Origin of the sequence: Paenibacillus sp. Leaf72 (assembly GCF_001422685.1) — a bacterium.
In the GTDB taxonomy this organism is placed as follows: domain Bacteria; phylum Bacillota; class Bacilli; order Paenibacillales; family Paenibacillaceae; genus Pristimantibacillus.
The window spans coordinates 983,438-999,218 of the sequence record NZ_LMLV01000001.1; the positions used below are offsets into that span (position 1 = coordinate 983,438).

A 15,781-nucleotide genomic window follows, 5' to 3' on the forward strand; every position below is an offset into this window, starting at 1 on the left:
GCCGAAAAGCTAGAGCTGTTAATTCATTTTATTGATTTTTGCAAAGCCATCATCCAGCTTCTTAATCGTCTCATCCACATTGCGCTCGGCAGGGTCGGTAACGAGGAAGAAGGTCATCACTTTTTGCCATGTATCGTCATATTGGCCGTACCAAAGCGGCTTCACCTGATTGTTGACAATTTTTCCGGATTGGAAAACGGCTTGGAACTCAGCCGAGATCGGGTCCTGCTGCACTGGTTTAATATCTTTGGATATCGTACTGATGGTCTGTACGCCATCCGCCCAAATTTGCGCTCCCTCATCGGAGGCCATAAAATCAAAGAATTTTTTCGCCAGCTCGACATTCGCCGACTTGGCCCCGATCATCCATGTGTCATCCGTGGAATACGTCATGTAGTTGTCTTCTGGATTATCAGTCGCCGGGTACATAAACACTCCGAAATTGCCACTTGGATTGTAACTGCGAATGCTGCCAATCGCAAAGCTGCCCATAATATCCATCGCTGCTTTGCCTTGTGCAAAATATTGCAGGGAACGGTCATAATCAATATCTTTCGCGTCGCTGTTCGCATAGGCGCTAAGCTGGTTTACGCGCTGCAGGAAGTCTTTATAGCCAGCAACGTCCGAGAAGCTTTTTTCGCCAGCTATAATTTTGCTCGCATAATCTGGGTTGTTCACGAGCAGCGTCCCCCACATGTCCGGCCACATAAAGCTCATGTAGGAAGCTCCATCCTTCCATGAGGCTGCAAATGGCGTAATCCCTTTGGATTGCAGCGTCTCCGCAGCCTTCAGCAGCTCCGAATAGGTTTTCGGCACCTCAACGCCTGCCTCTTTAAATAAATCCTTGTTGTAAATGACGGCATTCGTCATCAAGTCAATCGGCAAACCGTATACCTTGCCTTCATAAGTGACATTTGGAATATAGGCTGGGTCGACCCTTTTAACAAAAGTCTCATTCGTGACGTCCAGGAAGGCTCCAGCCTTCGTCATGTCAACCATGCCTGCAGGGCGTCCAAATATAATGTCAGGCGTATCTCCTGCGCTGACTTTCAACTTAATGTTATCGTTGTATTTATCTACCGGCATAACCGAGATATCGAAGCTTACGTTTGGATTCAGCTCAGTGAATTTGTCTGTCAGCTTCTTGAAGGTATCTACCTTCGGCTTCTCAACCATGTAGTGAACGACGCTCAGCGTAACTTTCTCACCTGCGTCTGTTTTAGCAGGAGCGGACGCCTGCTCCGATGGAGATGCACCTGTCTTGGAGGAATCCTCATTGCCATTGCTTGCACTTCCGCAACCAGATAACATCGTTACTGCCAAAAACAAGGTGCTTGCCATTGATAACGCTTTCGCTTTTCTCATTTTGTTGACCTCCGCTTTAGTTATGGATGGGCATTTCGAATTGTAACCGCTTTCTATTTGGATTATAGAATAAAAAATAGCGATATTATATATCCAATTGGTTATAAAAATCACTTAATTATATTTTTCTTTTAACTCCCTCTATTTTGATGATATAGTATAATTATCTTTCCTTTTGAGGTGGCGCCAATGGGCAAATTGCCTTTATACAAACAAATACAAAGCTATTACAGAGAGCGGATTTTAACAGGCGAATTGCGCTACAAGGACAGAGTTCCTTCCGAGCAAGAAATTATGGAGGAATTCCGGGTCAGCAAAATTACGGTGAAAAATGCCTTGATCTCGCTGGCGGAAGAAGGACTGATCACCCGTATACAAGGAAAGGGCACCTTCGTCGCTCAAGTGAACGATGAGGCCCTCAGCGTAAAAACAGAGCTGCCAAGCCGTCCGCCTGCTGAAGGTTTGAATGACATTATTGGGTTTATTATTCCTACTCTGAAGACGAAGGTCATTCAAAAGCTGGTCGATTACGTAGAGCTTCATGCGAAGGAAGCCGGGTACCAGACGATTTTGCATATTACGAGGGAGTCCTCTGTGGAAGAGTCAAAAGCGATTAACAAATTGACCGAAATCGGGGTAAAGGGAATTATCGTTTTCCCAACCGAGGACGAGAAATACAACGAATCGCTGCTGCGATTATCGCTCGATAAGTTTCCCTTTGTATTTATTGACCGTTACCTGCGAAACATTGATACTTATCAAATTATTTCAGATAACGCAGCCGGGTCCTACGAGACGATCAATTATTTATTAAGCAAAGGGCATCAAAATATTGCTTTAATCTCGCCCGACAATACGAATACAGCGATTGAAGACCGCACGCTGGGCTTTGAGAAGGCATATATCGATAAACGTATCTCCATTGACAAAACACTGTGGTGCCATGTTCCGCTCGATATTTTACGTACAGACCAAGCCGAGCCATACGTCACGGCCTTCCTTAGCCTTCATCCCGAGGTGAGCGCCATCTACGCTTTATCCGCCGAAACGGCTCAAATTGCCTATCAATCGCTTGGGAAGCTTGACCGCCGGGAAACCGAAATCGTCTCCTTCGATAATCCCGACCTTCCGGGCATTTCCTATGTCAGCCAAAACGAAAATCGGCTTGCCCAAGCAGCTGTCACCTTGCTTAAATCGCAAATGGAGGGAGAATATTTGCCGCAGCAAACCGTCATTGAAGTAGAGCTGATCTTATTTGACTAGCTGCACCAGCTGCCATAGAATGAGAAAAAAACCGTTTCAAACCAAGTAAAGCCAAGAGGAAATTCCTCCTGGCTTTACTCGGCTTGACGGCAAAACGTTGCAGTATTGCCTGACTATCAGACCTTCTGGTACGAGAATAACGGTTTGCCTTCCCAAACCTTGCTCGGAATTTCCCGCTTCAATACCGGAATGACATCAGCGGCAAAACGCTCCATCTGCTCGCGCTGCTCCGCCTCCGTCAGCCCATCCACGCTTATGCTCAGCACCTCGTGCCCAAACGCTTGTTGATAATCCAAAATCTTCTCAATCACATGCTCCGCACTGCCGACAAGGGCGGGACCATTCGCAATATTATCCTCCAAATCCTTGAACGGCGATTGATTATGCTTCGCAGAATCCGTTGACTGAAAAGCGTTATAATAGGGGCGGTAGCGCCTAATCGCTTCTTCATTCGTGTCCGCCAAATATAAGCTGCCGGCTCCCGAGCCAACGACCGCATCCTTCGGATCATGCCCGTAAAACGCCCAGCGCTCACGGTAATGATCAATCAGCGCCTTATATTTCGCCTGTGGATGAAAGCTGTTGGAGGAAAAAATCGGCTCTCCGTATTTAGCCGCCAGCTCCGTCGATAGCGGGCTCGATGCGCTCCCATGCCAGATTGGAATGCGCGCTTGGAAGGGGCGCGGCTGCGTCGTCACCTTGTCGAGCGGAGTGCGGTAGCGGCCTTCCCAGCTTACCTCTTCCTCGGTCCAAAGCCGATTAAGCAGGGCATACCGCTCCGCCATCGATTCCCACTGCTCCTCTTCCGTAATGCCAAACAGCGGATAATGCCGCGGATCATTGCCCTTGCCAATAATGAGCTCCAGCCGCCCGCCGGACAGATGGTCCAGCGTTGCATAATCCTCGGCTACGCGCACCGGGTCAAGCACGCTCAATACGGTAACTGTCGTAAGCAGACGAATGCGCGACGTTCTGGCGGCAATCGCCGTGAGAATGACCGGAGGCGACGAGGACAAAAACGGCGCGCCATGCCGCTCCCCCACCCCATAAGCGTCAAAGCCAAGCTTTTCTGCCAGCACCGCCTGATTTAGCACATTTTGAAATTTTTGCTGCGTGGTGAGCGCCTCTCCAGTGACGGCATTGGGAATATTCATCAGCAAGCTGAATAAAGCAAATTTCATGCTTGTGGCTCCTTTCAGGATAAAAAGTCAATATACCACTATTCACATGATTATAATATGAATTAAGTTAAATTCACCTTATCACCTGTTTCCTGCTGCCGTCTAATAGAGATTATTGATTTTCCAATTTAAATAATGAATACGAAAACGAATGGCACTGGGCTCGCGGAAAAGTCGGGGCTCTTTGGATAGTTACTGGGACAAAGGCACGCGATACACGCCTTCACTGCCGCCTGGCGCAGTCCCGATATATAAATAACCGTTATGATTGACCGCTGTCGTTATGCCATAAAGCGTGCCCTCCGGGTCATGCCAGCTCTCAAGCAGCTCCCCTTGCGGGCTGTATTTGGCGACAAGCCCATGCTTCACCGGGGCGCTGGCACCATTAAGCAGCGCTTGCGGCACTTTAGCCATCAGTCCAGCCAGCCACGGGCTGCTGTGCATTTGATCGGCAAACGCCAAGCGGGTCGTGAAAATGCCGACCCAGAAGTTCCCTTGTGCATCGCGCGTTACATTGTCCGGGAAGCCCGCCATATTTTCAGCAAAAATATCCGCCGTCCCCTGCTTCTCGCCCGCAAGCCAATAACGGGTCATCTGATAGTGATACGACTCCGCCACCAGTACATAATCCTCATCAGCAGACAGCGCAATTCCATTGGCAAAATAAAGACCGTCCAGCAGCACCGAGGTTTGCTTCGTCGCCGGATCATATTTCAGCAGCCGTCCATGCGGCTTGTTTTCCGCCATCTCCTTAAAGCTCACCTTGCCATAATTCGATGTATCTGAAAAATAAACCGTGCCATCCTTCGCGATATCGAGCTCATTGGCTAAATAAATCGGCTCGCCATCGACCGAATCGGCAAGCAGCTCTACCTCCCCTGCTGGAGATACCTTCAGCAGGCCTTTCTGTACATCGGTCACAATAAGATTCCCGTCAGCATCAAACATCATGCCATTGGGTGTTCCTTGCGTATCTGCAAATACTTCTGCCTGACCGGGATTGCCCTGCGCATCGAACGGAACCTTATAGATTTTACCGTCGGAATCGCCTGTATAGAGCTGTCCCTCCTTATCAAAGGTAATAAACTCTGGAAAATGCGGGGCATCCGTAACCAGTTGGGCGGAGCTGAGCTTGTCGTTCTGCTGCCAAGGCCCTTCCGCCTCGAAATCAGGCGCGGTTGGCGCGATCCATTTTACCGGGTCGACTGGGGATGGTATTGCAACAAACACCAGCGCACCTGCCACGAGCAGCCCTACTAGGGATAAGGCCACCCGGCTGATGATTTTTCTTTTGGCGGAAGCTTTCGGTTTTTTCACTGTAGTTGTCATTTAAATAACTCCTCTAAGTTGATGTAATTGCGAATGGGATGGTTAGCGCGGCTTCAGCATGCCGCCTACGATACGAAGCGACTGCCTGCGGGTGACGAAGCGCGACAGCTGCGCACCGAGATAATTTTGCATGCCAGGTACAAAATACGACTTGCCTTGCGCCAGCTTGCGCAGCGCCTCCTTGACGATTCTTTCCGGTGTATCTTTTTTCCCGACGGAAGCGGATTCCGTACCTACGACCTTAAAGAAATCCGTATCGGTCGAGCCGGGACAGAAGGCAAAAAATTTCACGCCGCGGTTGCGATTTTCCCACGATAGAGCATCCGTGAACGATAAGACGAAAGCTTTCGTCGCCCCGTAGACGGCCATATAAGGAAGCGGCTGAAAGCCAGCGGTGGATGCTACATTAATGACGGTTCCTGAGCTTCTGCGCAGCATGCCCGGCAAAAATAGATGGGTCAGGTTCACTACCGCTGCAACATTGAGCATAATCTCCTCATGCTGGCGCTCGCCCGATACTTGCTCGAACAAACCATGTGTAGCAAAGCCTGCATTATTAATAAGCAGCTCAATATCCAGCTTCAGCTGCTGGCATTGCTGATACAGCTCGCTCGGCGCACCCTCCTTGGACAGATCCAGCGCAATGACCTTTGCTTGTATGCCGTGCTTCTTGCTAAGCTCGGTGGCCAGACTTTTCAGCTTGCTCTCCGACCGCGCTACAAGCACCAAGTGACTGCCTTTCTCCGCCAATTGTCTGGCGAACTGCTCTCCTATACCTGATGATGCCCCCGTAACAAGTGTCCATTTCCCCTGAATATTCATATAACGTCCTCCTATTAATATACAATGTATTTTTAAAGAAACACTGTTACCAAACCTTTAAAAATAAGCACCATTACCGTGGGTTAGCCAAGTGAGTTTTTGTTTGGTAACAGTGTTTCTTTATAGAACCATAGTAATTCAGTCTGTACATACTGTCAATGCTTTTTTATCAATAAATAAAATTCCTCTACAGCCGGTTTCTAAGCTGCTCGGCCGACCTTCCACCATACTCCGCTTCCAGCCTGCTGTTTATTCGCATTGACAAGCCCTCCCCGTCTGTATAGAATTTGGGTAAGCAATTTGGAAACTCTGTTTCTGATTAAAAACAGATTGACCGAGACGAAGGTGATAAAAATGAGTGAACAGGATCGTTCCCTTAATACGAATAAACGCGAGCTGAAAACCTACCAGGAAGCACGGCTGCAAAATACCGAAAATCTCCGCAAGCTCGTCGTAGATGCTGCGGCTACTATTTTGCAGGAGGAAGGCCCTGAGGCGGTTACCGTTCGTAAAGTTTCACAGAAAATGGGCTGCTCCACCAAAATCATTTACAGCTTGTTTGTGAATAAAGAGGGTCTAGCCCAGCAGCTGTACCTCGATGGCTGCAAAATAATGGCTCGCGAGTTTGAAGCAACGCCTGCACTAGCCGACCCGAGAGCGCATTTGCTCGCTTTAGGCGAAACCTACTGGCAGTTTGCACAGCGCTACACCAGCTACTACAAGCTGATGTTTGGCGGAGCATTCGGCGATTTCAAGCCGGATGAGGAAAGCATGCAGGGCACCGTGACGGCTATGCGGCAATTAATCCATGTCATCGGCAGCGCCCAGCAGCAGGGTCTCTTATCAGCGGCGGCACCGACGGATACGATAGAAATTGTCCGCCTCGTCTGGGGCGCCCTCCACGGTGTCATCCATCTGCAAATGGGCGGGCATTTTGGCGATGTTCCCTCCGCCCACGCCACTTATCAGCAAACGATCTCCCTATTAGCGAGCACCTTGTTCGTTAAACAGGAAGGTTAAAATCGCACCCTGCCACTTAGCTGTTAGTCAAACTGCTAGATGATTAATCCGACGTCCTTATCCCAGCGTGAAAAAGCCGCCAATCCTCTAAACAGGACTGGCGGCTTTCTACCGATTATTTTTGATTCGCCGTCATGACGCTGACGACTTTCTCCAGTTGAAGCTCCAGAGAATACGGATCTTCCATAACGAACTCATCGCCGTTTTCGCCAAAGGTGCCGTATTTATATACTTGGCCCTTTTGCACGGCAGGCAACTGCTTCCACAGCTCGCTGTTCAATATTTCCGCGCTTCCTTCGTCCTCTGCCCCGTATAAGAAGATATGATCGCCCGTATATTGAGACAAAACCTCCAATGAAATACTTGCAAAACCATCCTTCATATCTTTCGCCTGCTGGGTTGGCGGCAGCTCCAGCATTTGATAAATGGTCGAGCTGCCATAATTGCCGCCCTCAGCCGCGATGACATACAAGGCTTTGTATCCGAATTGAACGATGGAGACCGTTTCGCCTTCCTTGACGATTCCGGCTATTTTCGCTTTGGCCTCTTCAACCTTTGTAGCATACTCTGTGATCCACTGTTCGGCTTCCTTCTCCTTCCCGAATATTTTGCTGACGTTCCGGAATTTCTCCAGCGGTCCTGCTGTCTTCAGTTCTTCCCAATAAGGCAGAAACACCGTCGTGCCTACCTTCTCGTATTGCTCAATATTTTCATCAATAGAGCCAATAATGAGATCTGGCTCCAAATACGTCAGCTTCTCCAAATTCATTGGAAAACCGCCCAAATCCTCTATGCCATCCAGTACATCCTGCGAAATGCCGGAATCCCCAAGCCAGGCCTCATTTAACATAAAACTTCTGACCCCAACTGGAATAATGCCCAGCTTCAGCAGATGGCCCATATATTGATCAGCGGCAACTCGCTGCGGATTGGCAGGCACCTCTACGTCTCCTTTAGGCGTAGCTACGATTCTCGTCGCAGCTTGCGGCTCCGCTTGCTGAGCCGCAGGCGATGTCTCCGCATTTGCAGCACCAGCCGACTGGTTAGGCGCAGAACCCGAAGGGCTGACACTTGTATTTGCTGCTCCCCCGCATGCACTTACGAGCAAGGTAAAACACATCACTAAAGCCATAACTGCTATTTTCGTTCTTCTTTGCATCAATAACTCTCTCCCTGTCCGATAATGAAAATGATTTTCAGTATCATTATAAGGATAAAACGGAGGTTGCAGAACGGCAATTCCTTGCATCGATAAGGGCAAATCCCGACCTTTCCCTTCCATGCCAACCTTCTCTCTATATCGAGCTGGAGAAATCCCCTTATATTTTTTGAAGCTGCGGCTTAAAGAATGGGCATCCGGGAAGCCTACGTTTTCGGCAATTTCCTGCAAGGTGGCATCCGTCCGCAGCAGCAGCTGCGTCGTTCGCTGGGTGCGAATCAGGCCTAAGTAATGCATAGGGCTGCTGCCTGTTTTATTTTTGAACAATCTCGATAGATGCCCTTCACTGCATTCCAATGCCGCAGCGATCGTTTCCAGCGTGAGCGGATTATTGTAATGTTCATGAATATAGCGAACGGCCATTGCTGCCAAGTCCGGCCGAATCGGGGCCATTTCCTGCTGATGCCATTGCCAGAGCAGCTCATACACGAACTGGTAAAAGCCCGCCTTCACCTGCAGCCTGCCAAGCCCCGTCTCCTGCCTCCACTCCTCATACAGACGCTCGACTTTATCGAATAAAGCAAGCGGAGCACTGGGCTCAAACGCATATTGATAATGGAAAGGGTTATCCTTCTCTATCCGCTTCGCCAAATCCTGTGCGCTTGGCAGCGCAAGTGTCGGCTTGTACAAAATCATATAATATTCCAGCTCGTCCTCTGCTAAAATAGCCAGATTCATGCCTTTGCCGCCATGAAAAATATGAAATCGCTTGGCCAAATGCATTTGGCGGTCCAGCCAGATTTTCGCGCTTCCGCGCACCGTATACATAAACACACTAGCTGGCAGCCGATAAGAGGACAGCTCTTCCCCTTTGTCCATTGCCGAATAGCGAATATCAATTATTTTAATGAAAACATGGTTCCATAATCGTATATGTTCATTTAATTGCATACTGCCGCTCCACTCCTCTATTGCAAGCCCATCCGAACGATTATATTTAACCCCATTATAATTGATAATCATTCTTAGCGGCGACCTGCCACAATAAAAAACGCTCTGCTCTGAATGATAAGAGCAGAACGTTTTATTTTCAACATAGCCGCCTTACGGTCACTTGCTCGCTGTGGTCGCCAGCAAAGCGTTCGTAATGACATCCAGCTGCGTATTCAAGGAATAAAGATCGGTGTAATAAAATAAGCCAAAATCAGCTTCGATGACTTTTCCAGCCTTCACCGCAGGCAAGCTGCTCCAAACGGCATGCTCAGACAGGTCGTCCATCCCCTCCCATGAGGAGCGCAGCACGTAATCACCCATAAATTGTGGCAGCACTTCCATGGATACCATTTCGCTTTCTACCGTTTTCGTCTTATCGATCTTCTGCTGAATAATCTCCGGCGCTTTCATGCCTAAATAATCATAGACGATTTGCGAGCCCCGTCCGTACTCCTTGCTTTCAATGACCAGCATTTCTTTATTGCCGCCTTCGACAATCGTAATCGTCTTGTCCAGCAAGCCCGCTGTGCGAAGCTTTTCTTTGCTTTCTTCTACTTTGCTCTGGAAGCTGTCCAGCAGCGCCTGCGCTTCCTTCTCCTTGCCGAATACTTCGCCAAGCTTCTTAATCCGCTCCTCTGTCGAGATTTGATCAGCTGGAATAAGCACGGTCGGCGCAATATCCTTGAGCATCCTATAATTATCCTCGGAATTGGCAATAATCAGATCCGGATCAAGCGCCATAACCGCCTCCGGGTTCGCTTCATTCCAGTGGCCCAGCGATTCCACACCTTCCAATTGCTCAGAGAAGGCTGCTCCATCATAAACCTCAGAAATACCGATTGGCTTAATGCCAAGAGCAACCGCATCACCAAGCATATACAGCACAACGATCCGTTTCGGCTCCGCTGGCACAACAACATCTCCTTTTACAGTGGAAATGGTCCTTGTACTCGCTTCACCAGCCGTATCGGCATTGGCCGCAGAAGTTGCTGTTACGTTCGTCGTAGTCTGGGATGTGTTTGAACCCGCATTGGTTCCTCCCGCTGAGCAAGCGCTAAGCAGCAGCGTCAAGCTGAGCAGCACGCTCAATACTAGTGCTGAATTTTTATTTCGTTTCATATTTGTAAACCCTCCGCCATAATATTGATAATGATTATCACCACCATCCATACTATAACGTTGCTGTTCGTACGATCCAATGGACAATTTGGTACTGCCGAATGGACTATCTTCCTTTATGCCGCTGCCTCGCTCCTTGGCCTGATAACGCGCTGGCGATAGGCCCGTCTGCTTCTTAAATAAACGGCTGAAATAATATTCATCCGCATAACCGACATATGCCGCGATATCGCGAAGTGTGGCACCCGTCTCCAGCAGCAGCTTTTTCGCTTCCTTAATGCGAATTTGAATAAGATAGTCAATCGGGCTTGCGCCCGTCTGCTTCTTGAACCTCATCGACAGATACCGCGGACTGTAATTAAAGCGATTGGAAAGCTCATCCAGCGAGATGCCCTCCTGATAATGCTCGTGCAGAAAACGTATCACCTGAGTCACAAGATCCGGCTCGCTGACGGCCGCCTCCGTTGTTTTCAGCTGGCCCAGCACCTCGTGCACAAATTGGTAGAAGAGCCCCTTAATTTGCACGCTGCCGAGACTTCCTTCATTTCTGAGCGTCTGATTCATCGTCGACATCAGCACGAGCATAGCCAGAGGTTCATCGGGCTCAAACCCATATTGCATTTCAAAAGGGCTTCGGCGCTCCAGCAGCTGCCGAATTTCCCTCCAGCCAGAGAAAGCAAGCTTTGCCCGATAATACAGCAAATAAAATTCAAACTCTTCCTGGGCCTCGATTTCCAGCCGCATGCCCTTTGCGCCATGCAGCAAATAAAAACGCCGTGATTTATGAAATTGGCCGTCCAAATGCAAGCTCGCTGCACCTTTTACCCCATACAAAAAACCGCTAGCAGGAAAACGATAGTCGCCCAGACGCTCCCCCGCATTCATGACGATATGTCTGATATCAAATATTTTTACCGCTGTATGATTCCATACGGCTATATGCTCACCCAGCTTCACCCTGCTTCTCCCCTACTGTAGCCAAACCGCTTTTCCCCCATTATAAATGATAAACCTTCTCAATAAAAGTTGAAAAGAATAGCATGTGCCCAATGCGCATGCTATTCATCAATACGATTCACCCGCTTCCTGCTGCGGGAGCTGTTATTATAGGCTGAGCAGGTTTCGTGTTGCCCTTGTTACAATCCGCTTCGTTTGCTTCGATTCGGACTGCTCCTGCCAACGCTTGCAAACCTGAAGCACCCAATTTGGATTCGTTTTGCCAGCATCATTCAGCCAATTGCTTACCGAATCCTGCACATATTTTGCCGGGTCGGAGCAAACAGCCTCCAATAGCGGCAAAACAGGAGCAGGCTCTTCCTTTAAAGCCGCAATATGCTTGGCCCATACGCCTACCGGGCGCGTCGCTTCAATGTCTAACCGCCGAATATGGGGATCGGCATCCGTTACCCAGCCCTTGAAACAAGCCAATGCTGCGCTTAATTCGCGAATAATGGGCTCTCTGACGGCCATCCAAGCGATTTCGCGCACGCCAAAATGAGGGTCTGCTGCATACGGACGGATGCCAGCCAATTTCTGATGCGAGAGCGAAAAGTTAATTTTAGTGAATTCGCCCGCGCTCGTAAGGCCTGAAGTCCTTGCCGAGCCGCATAAGCGCATGCAAAATTTTATCATGCAGGTTCCCGAGCGCCAAATGCTGCGTCAACTGGCTCATGCCGTTCAGGCGTTCGCTTAATACTTGAAGCAGTGATAGCATAAACCGGGGCCGATGCAGCAGAAAATTTTCAAATCGCTTCGGGTCCATTAAGCAAATATGGCTGTCTTCGGCCGCTTCAATGTAATGGTTCCGCATACCAAACGAAATCATCGCCATTTCCCCAAATACATTGCCTTCGCTCAAAATATCCGAGGTGAACTGCTTGCCCTCCGCGCTAAGCTGATACAAGCGCACCTTGCCCTTTTTCACAAATTAAAGTCCTTCGGCAAAGGAGGCCGGCGTCTGAATAAATGTATTTTTCGGAAAAGGCGTAATGACGGTAAGCTCCTCCATCTCGATTAAATCTTCCATCGACAACGAATGAAGCAGATTAAATTGCGACAAATATTGAATTTTATCCACTATGGGCCTATTCGCTTCGCACATAAACGAGCAGCTTCTGCAGCCAAGCGACGTCGCTCTGGATCAAATGGTAGGCATGGTCCGTCAGCAGCTCAAGTGGCTGCTGCTTGTCCTGCGGAATTTGCAGCGTATCCAGATCGGTTTCCTCAATCAGCCTGAGTTTAGCCTGGCGCTTGTCAATCGCTTCCTCGATCAAATAAGCCAGCTTGTGTTTATCGATCTTGTCCAAATAAAAAAGCGTAGCATATAAAGCCGTTATGCTCGTGACGTTCTGATAAGCGGCATAAATTTCGGTTTCCAGCGCTTTGAGGCCTTTATCTGTAATGCCGTAAGTCGTCTTTTCTGGACGATTATCCGATTGGACGACCTCAAGCTTTTGAATAAGCCCTTTTTTTTGCAGCACATCAAATTGGTAATATAGCGTTCCATCGTTTATGGGAATCGTATTGCCGAGCGACTTAAGCAGCCGTTTTTTTATATCATACGGATGGCTTTCCGCTTCGCTCAACGTTCCAAGAATAAAAATTTGCAAGGTCATTGCATCGCCTCCATCACTAGCTTAAAGGGCTGGCAAGCTGCTAATCCGCCTGCCAACCCTTTTATTTTACATGAATTGCGGCTGCGCTGCAGTCGTATTTTCCTCGGTCGTTGTTTTAACCCCTTTAAATTGGTGAATCAGCGTATTGATCAGCAGTGCTCCAACACCAATTAGCGCGAGCCCAAGCAAATACTTTGACATCTGCCCCCCGCCGAAGAGCAGGTTGTAATCCAGCTGAATCGTATAAAACATCGGGGAAATGTAGCTGATGGCTTTGAACAAGCCTGGCATCATTTCCTGCGGCATCATCGCTCCGCCTGCGATGGTCTGCGACAGCAGCAGCGGCATATTAAGCAGCATGCCCGCTTGGCCGGCTAGCATGCAGAAGATGCTCGTAAACGAAATAGCGGTAAATAATTCAAGGGCGTGCACCATCCACACTTTTAGAAAAGTCTCGGCACCATAGCCATGAATGGAGAAATAAATAGTCAAGCCAATGAGCGGAACGATCAAGGCCAGCAGCGCATTAAGGCCCTGCAAACTGAAAAAGGCTTTCCATTTGCCAAGCTGCCCTTTCAACTGCTGCAAGGCGCCAACACTAATCATGGAATAAATCATGGCCCCAACATAACCAGCCATCGCCAGAAACATAGGTGCCATCTGATTGTGCATGCCGGCAGGCTTCGGGTTGGTCACAACCATATTGGGAGTAACTTTGGTCATGACGCCTTCCACCATCTGCTTCGCCTGATCCTCTGACAGCTTCATATTTTGCAGCAGCCCTTCAAAGCTTTGCGTCTGAATTTGGGCGACCATTTTGCTGGAAATTTGGTCAGCCACGCTTTGCATCGCACTGCTTGTCGTAGCCGGATTAGAATCATTCATGAAAAAATCCAATTGGGCCTGTTCACCCGGCTGCGAAAGCTGCTGCGTAAAATTTTGCGGAATATGGACGATTAAATGGACGTTGCGATTGTCCAGCTCGGTTTTGGCCTGCTCCAGACTAAGCGTAGTATTGATATGGAATGGCAGCTGCTCTTTCAATTGCTCAACCATCTTCGCTCCGGTCTGCTCATCCTCGCTTACAATCGCCACCGTGAGATCAGGCAGGTTTTTCGGTACCGCACTGTACCCGTACATAAACATCCCGATCATCGCGATTTGATAAAAAACCATCATAAAAATGCCGCCGATTACAATTTTGTTTTTCAAAAATGCTTTCATGCTCCACTCCACCTTATACTTTATTTTATATACTTTAATTAGAGTAATTAATTTAGTGTATGCTGTCAATGTAAAAGGCTTCCATATTTTGTTCGGTATAAAGTATACCGCTAGCTGGTAATGAGCTTTCCCATCTCGGCAAGCCACGTGCCTGAACAAATAAAGAGACGGGAAGCGGCTGCTCCCCATCTCTTTATTTGTTCACTATAAGGCCTGCTGATTCATTCGCTCCAGCTTATCCGGATTGCGGATAATATAAATATTTTGCAACAGCTTGTTTTTCATATGGAGGAATACGGCGGAGGTTATGCGCGCTTGCTGCCTGAACATGATGGTGGTCTGGCCGTTCAGCTGCTTGATTTCGATGCTGAAGCGATCGTCCTCTCCTTCGCCTGCCTTGCGAATGATGCCCAGCAGGAAACGCGCCACATGCTCGCTCGTCTGGATCGGACGAATAGCGGCACTCACCTTGCCTCCTCCATCGGATAGCAGCATGGCGTCTTCAGCAAGCATAGACAGCACCGTATCGACCTTACCCTCGGACAAAGCTGCGAGAAATTGCTGCGCCCACTCGTCGCTAACTGCGCCTGCCCCCGCAAGCTCCTGCTCCGAAACGCCCATTTTTCCCCGGGCCCGGCTAAGCAGCTTGCGGCAGTTCATTTCACTTTTGCCCGTAATTTCCGCTATAGCGGCATAATCGAACGAGAGCGCTTCTCTGAGCACAAATACCGCCCGCTCGGCCGGAGATAGACGCTCTAACAATGCAAGCATCGCATAAGATAGCAGTTCACCGCGGATGATGGCTTCAAATACATCCTCAGCGTTCATTTGCAGCGGCTCGGGCAGCCATGGCCCAATATACTGCTCCCGGCGTTTGCGCGCAGATTTGAGCAGGTCATAGCAATGATTCGTCATCATTTTGCATAAATACGCCTTTGGCTCCTGCAGCCGCGCCGGGTCCACTCGCTGAAGCTTGATGAATACATCCTGAACTGCGTCCTCCGCGTCACATACCGAACCGGTTAGCTGATACGCCAGCTGGAATAAAAGATTTTTGTACCGTTCATAAAGCTCCGTCACTTCGCATGCCCCCATCTATGCTTGCCTGCACTACTTGTATCGATCATATCAAGCACACCATTAGGCGTCCATACGCATCATTAAGCAAGCCCCTTGTCTCCTGTAAATCCATTTGCCCATATAACGAGGAGAGGCTGGTTTTTGTGACATTTTGTGTTGATTTGAATTTTTGTGTGAAATGAATTATACTTGGCGATATGTTTAAACAATTAAACCATATAGCGGAGGAGTGGAGCCATGAGCGAATTTATCGGCAATCAGAAAGCGATTCACATTTTTGAAAGTTTAAGCCCTTATTTTCAAGGCTTGGGGGACCCTGTTCGCCAGCAAATTATATCGCTGCTAATCGATAAAGACAGTATGAATGTAACGCAAATTGCTGAGCATATTCCGATGTCGCGGCCTACCGTTTCCCATCATCTAAAAATATTGCGCCAGGCAGGGCTGCTTACCGTTCAGAAAAAAGGAACCGAAATGTATTATCGGCTTGAAATCAATGATGCGATTGCGCTTATGAAACAGCTTGTCCAATTCGTAGAAGAGGAATGCCAATGCTAGTGCCAATATGAGGCTAGCTTGCTGCCATTCCTTTTTCAAACGGCTATAGGTTG

14 protein-coding genes and 1 pseudogene are annotated in these 15,781 nt (G+C 48.7%); 3 read left to right on the plus strand and 12 right to left on the minus strand.

Going from position 1 to position 15,781, the window contains the following annotated elements:
* Window positions 1-18: 18 nt before the first annotated feature.
* Window positions 19-1,365 carry an ABC transporter substrate-binding protein gene (locus ASF12_RS04350; protein ID WP_056030019.1) on the minus strand — a complete coding sequence of 449 codons (1,347 nt, stop codon included), beginning with the start codon at window positions 1,363-1,365 and terminating at the stop codon, window positions 19-21.
* A 189-nt stretch (window positions 1,366-1,554) separates the two neighbouring features.
* Between ASF12_RS04350 and ASF12_RS04355 the strand changes: the two genes are divergently transcribed.
* Window positions 1,555-2,628 (plus strand): GntR family transcriptional regulator, encoded by a 1,074-nt coding sequence (locus tag ASF12_RS04355; RefSeq protein ID WP_056030022.1) that lies wholly within the window; start codon window positions 1,555-1,557, stop codon window positions 2,626-2,628.
* A gap of 116 nt (window positions 2,629-2,744) precedes the next feature.
* Here ASF12_RS04355 and ASF12_RS04360 read toward each other — a convergent pair whose 3' ends face one another.
* The 3 genes from ASF12_RS04360 to ASF12_RS04370 all read right to left on the minus strand — a co-directional run bounded on the left by ASF12_RS04360 (window position 2,745) and on the right by ASF12_RS04370 (window position 5,960).
* On the minus strand, window positions 2,745-3,809 hold the full coding sequence (locus tag ASF12_RS04360) for an LLM class flavin-dependent oxidoreductase (protein WP_056030024.1): 1,065 nt from the start codon (window positions 3,807-3,809) through the stop codon (window positions 2,745-2,747).
* A gap of 192 nt (window positions 3,810-4,001) precedes the next feature.
* A complete protein-coding gene (locus ASF12_RS04365; RefSeq protein WP_056030026.1) occupies window positions 4,002-5,138 on the minus strand; it encodes an SMP-30/gluconolactonase/LRE family protein in 1,137 nt (378 codons plus the stop codon).
* 42 nt (window positions 5,139-5,180) lie between these two features.
* Window positions 5,181-5,960, minus strand: coding sequence for an SDR family NAD(P)-dependent oxidoreductase (locus ASF12_RS04370; protein ID WP_056030029.1), 780 nt, complete (start codon window positions 5,958-5,960; stop codon window positions 5,181-5,183).
* A gap of 354 nt (window positions 5,961-6,314) precedes the next feature.
* On the opposite strand from ASF12_RS04370, the gene ASF12_RS04375 reads away from it, so the two are divergent.
* Window positions 6,315-6,980, plus strand: coding sequence for a TetR/AcrR family transcriptional regulator (locus tag ASF12_RS04375; RefSeq protein WP_056030032.1), 666 nt, complete (start codon window positions 6,315-6,317; stop codon window positions 6,978-6,980).
* 115 nt (window positions 6,981-7,095) lie between these two features.
* Here the strand turns inward: ASF12_RS04375 and ASF12_RS04380 are convergent, their stop codons facing one another.
* From ASF12_RS04380 to ASF12_RS04410, 8 genes and pseudogenes are all read right to left on the minus strand, one after another.
* Window positions 7,096-9,162, minus strand: coding sequence for an AraC family transcriptional regulator (locus ASF12_RS04380; RefSeq protein ID WP_235533040.1), 2,067 nt, complete (start codon window positions 9,160-9,162; stop codon window positions 7,096-7,098).
* 87 nt (window positions 9,163-9,249) lie between these two features.
* Window positions 9,250-11,208 (minus strand): AraC family transcriptional regulator, encoded by a 1,959-nt coding sequence (locus ASF12_RS04385; protein ID WP_056030035.1) that lies wholly within the window; start codon window positions 11,206-11,208, stop codon window positions 9,250-9,252.
* Window positions 11,209-11,355: 147 nt separating this feature from the next.
* Window positions 11,356-11,787 (minus strand): annotated as a pseudogene (locus ASF12_RS04390) (DNA alkylation repair protein); the annotation flags it as partial.
* 22 nt (window positions 11,788-11,809) lie between these two features.
* Complete coding sequence (locus tag ASF12_RS04395; RefSeq protein WP_056030043.1) at window positions 11,810-12,175, minus strand: Crp/Fnr family transcriptional regulator; 366 nt, start codon at window positions 12,173-12,175, stop codon at window positions 11,810-11,812.
* Between the two features lie 3 nt (window positions 12,176-12,178).
* Window positions 12,179-12,352 carry a hypothetical protein gene (locus ASF12_RS34210; RefSeq protein ID WP_155972766.1) on the minus strand — a complete coding sequence of 58 codons (174 nt, stop codon included), beginning with the start codon at window positions 12,350-12,352 and terminating at the stop codon, window positions 12,179-12,181.
* Window positions 12,336-12,866: a PadR family transcriptional regulator gene (locus tag ASF12_RS04400; RefSeq protein WP_056030046.1), complete on the minus strand. Its 531-nt coding sequence runs from the start codon at window positions 12,864-12,866 to the stop codon at window positions 12,336-12,338. The genes ASF12_RS34210 and ASF12_RS04400 overlap by 17 nt, the downstream gene beginning before the upstream one ends.
* A 66-nt stretch (window positions 12,867-12,932) precedes the next feature.
* Window positions 12,933-14,090, minus strand: a complete 1,158-nt coding sequence (locus ASF12_RS04405) for a YhgE/Pip domain-containing protein (RefSeq protein WP_056030048.1) — start codon at window positions 14,088-14,090, stop codon at window positions 12,933-12,935.
* A 204-nt stretch (window positions 14,091-14,294) separates the two neighbouring features.
* Window positions 14,295-15,170, minus strand: coding sequence for an RNA polymerase sigma-70 factor (locus ASF12_RS04410; protein WP_056030051.1), 876 nt, complete (start codon window positions 15,168-15,170; stop codon window positions 14,295-14,297).
* 237 nt (window positions 15,171-15,407) lie between these two features.
* Between ASF12_RS04410 and ASF12_RS04415 the strand changes: the two genes are divergently transcribed.
* Entirely contained in the window at window positions 15,408-15,728 is a 321-nt protein-coding gene (locus ASF12_RS04415; RefSeq protein WP_056030054.1) for an ArsR/SmtB family transcription factor, read from the plus strand.
* Window positions 15,729-15,781: the final 53 nt, after the last annotated feature.

Excerpts from the sequence above, each read along its gene's own strand:
- ASF12_RS04350 (WP_056030019.1), bottom strand. The coding sequence starts at position 1,365 with ATGAGAAAAGCGAAAGCGTTATCAATGGCAAGCACCTTGTTTTTGGCA.
- ASF12_RS04355 (WP_056030022.1), top strand. The coding sequence starts at position 1,555 with ATGGGCAAATTGCCTTTATACAAACAAATACAAAGCTATTACAGAGAG.
- ASF12_RS04360 (WP_056030024.1), bottom strand. The coding sequence starts at position 3,809 with ATGAAATTTGCTTTATTCAGCTTGCTGATGAATATTCCCAATGCCGTC.
- ASF12_RS04365 (WP_056030026.1), bottom strand. The coding sequence starts at position 5,138 with ATGACAACTACAGTGAAAAAACCGAAAGCTTCCGCCAAAAGAAAAATC.
- ASF12_RS04370 (WP_056030029.1), bottom strand. The coding sequence starts at position 5,960 with ATGAATATTCAGGGGAAATGGACACTTGTTACGGGGGCATCATCAGGT.
- ASF12_RS04375 (WP_056030032.1), top strand. The coding sequence starts at position 6,315 with ATGAGTGAACAGGATCGTTCCCTTAATACGAATAAACGCGAGCTGAAA.
- ASF12_RS04380 (WP_235533040.1), bottom strand. The coding sequence starts at position 9,162 with ATGATTATCAATTATAATGGGGTTAAATATAATCGTTCGGATGGGCTT.
- ASF12_RS34210 (WP_155972766.1), bottom strand. The coding sequence starts at position 12,352 with ATGTGCGAAGCGAATAGGCCCATAGTGGATAAAATTCAATATTTGTCG.
- ASF12_RS04400 (WP_056030046.1), bottom strand. The coding sequence starts at position 12,866 with ATGACCTTGCAAATTTTTATTCTTGGAACGTTGAGCGAAGCGGAAAGC.
- ASF12_RS04405 (WP_056030048.1), bottom strand. The coding sequence starts at position 14,090 with ATGAAAGCATTTTTGAAAAACAAAATTGTAATCGGCGGCATTTTTATG.
- ASF12_RS04415 (WP_056030054.1), top strand. The coding sequence starts at position 15,408 with ATGAGCGAATTTATCGGCAATCAGAAAGCGATTCACATTTTTGAAAGT.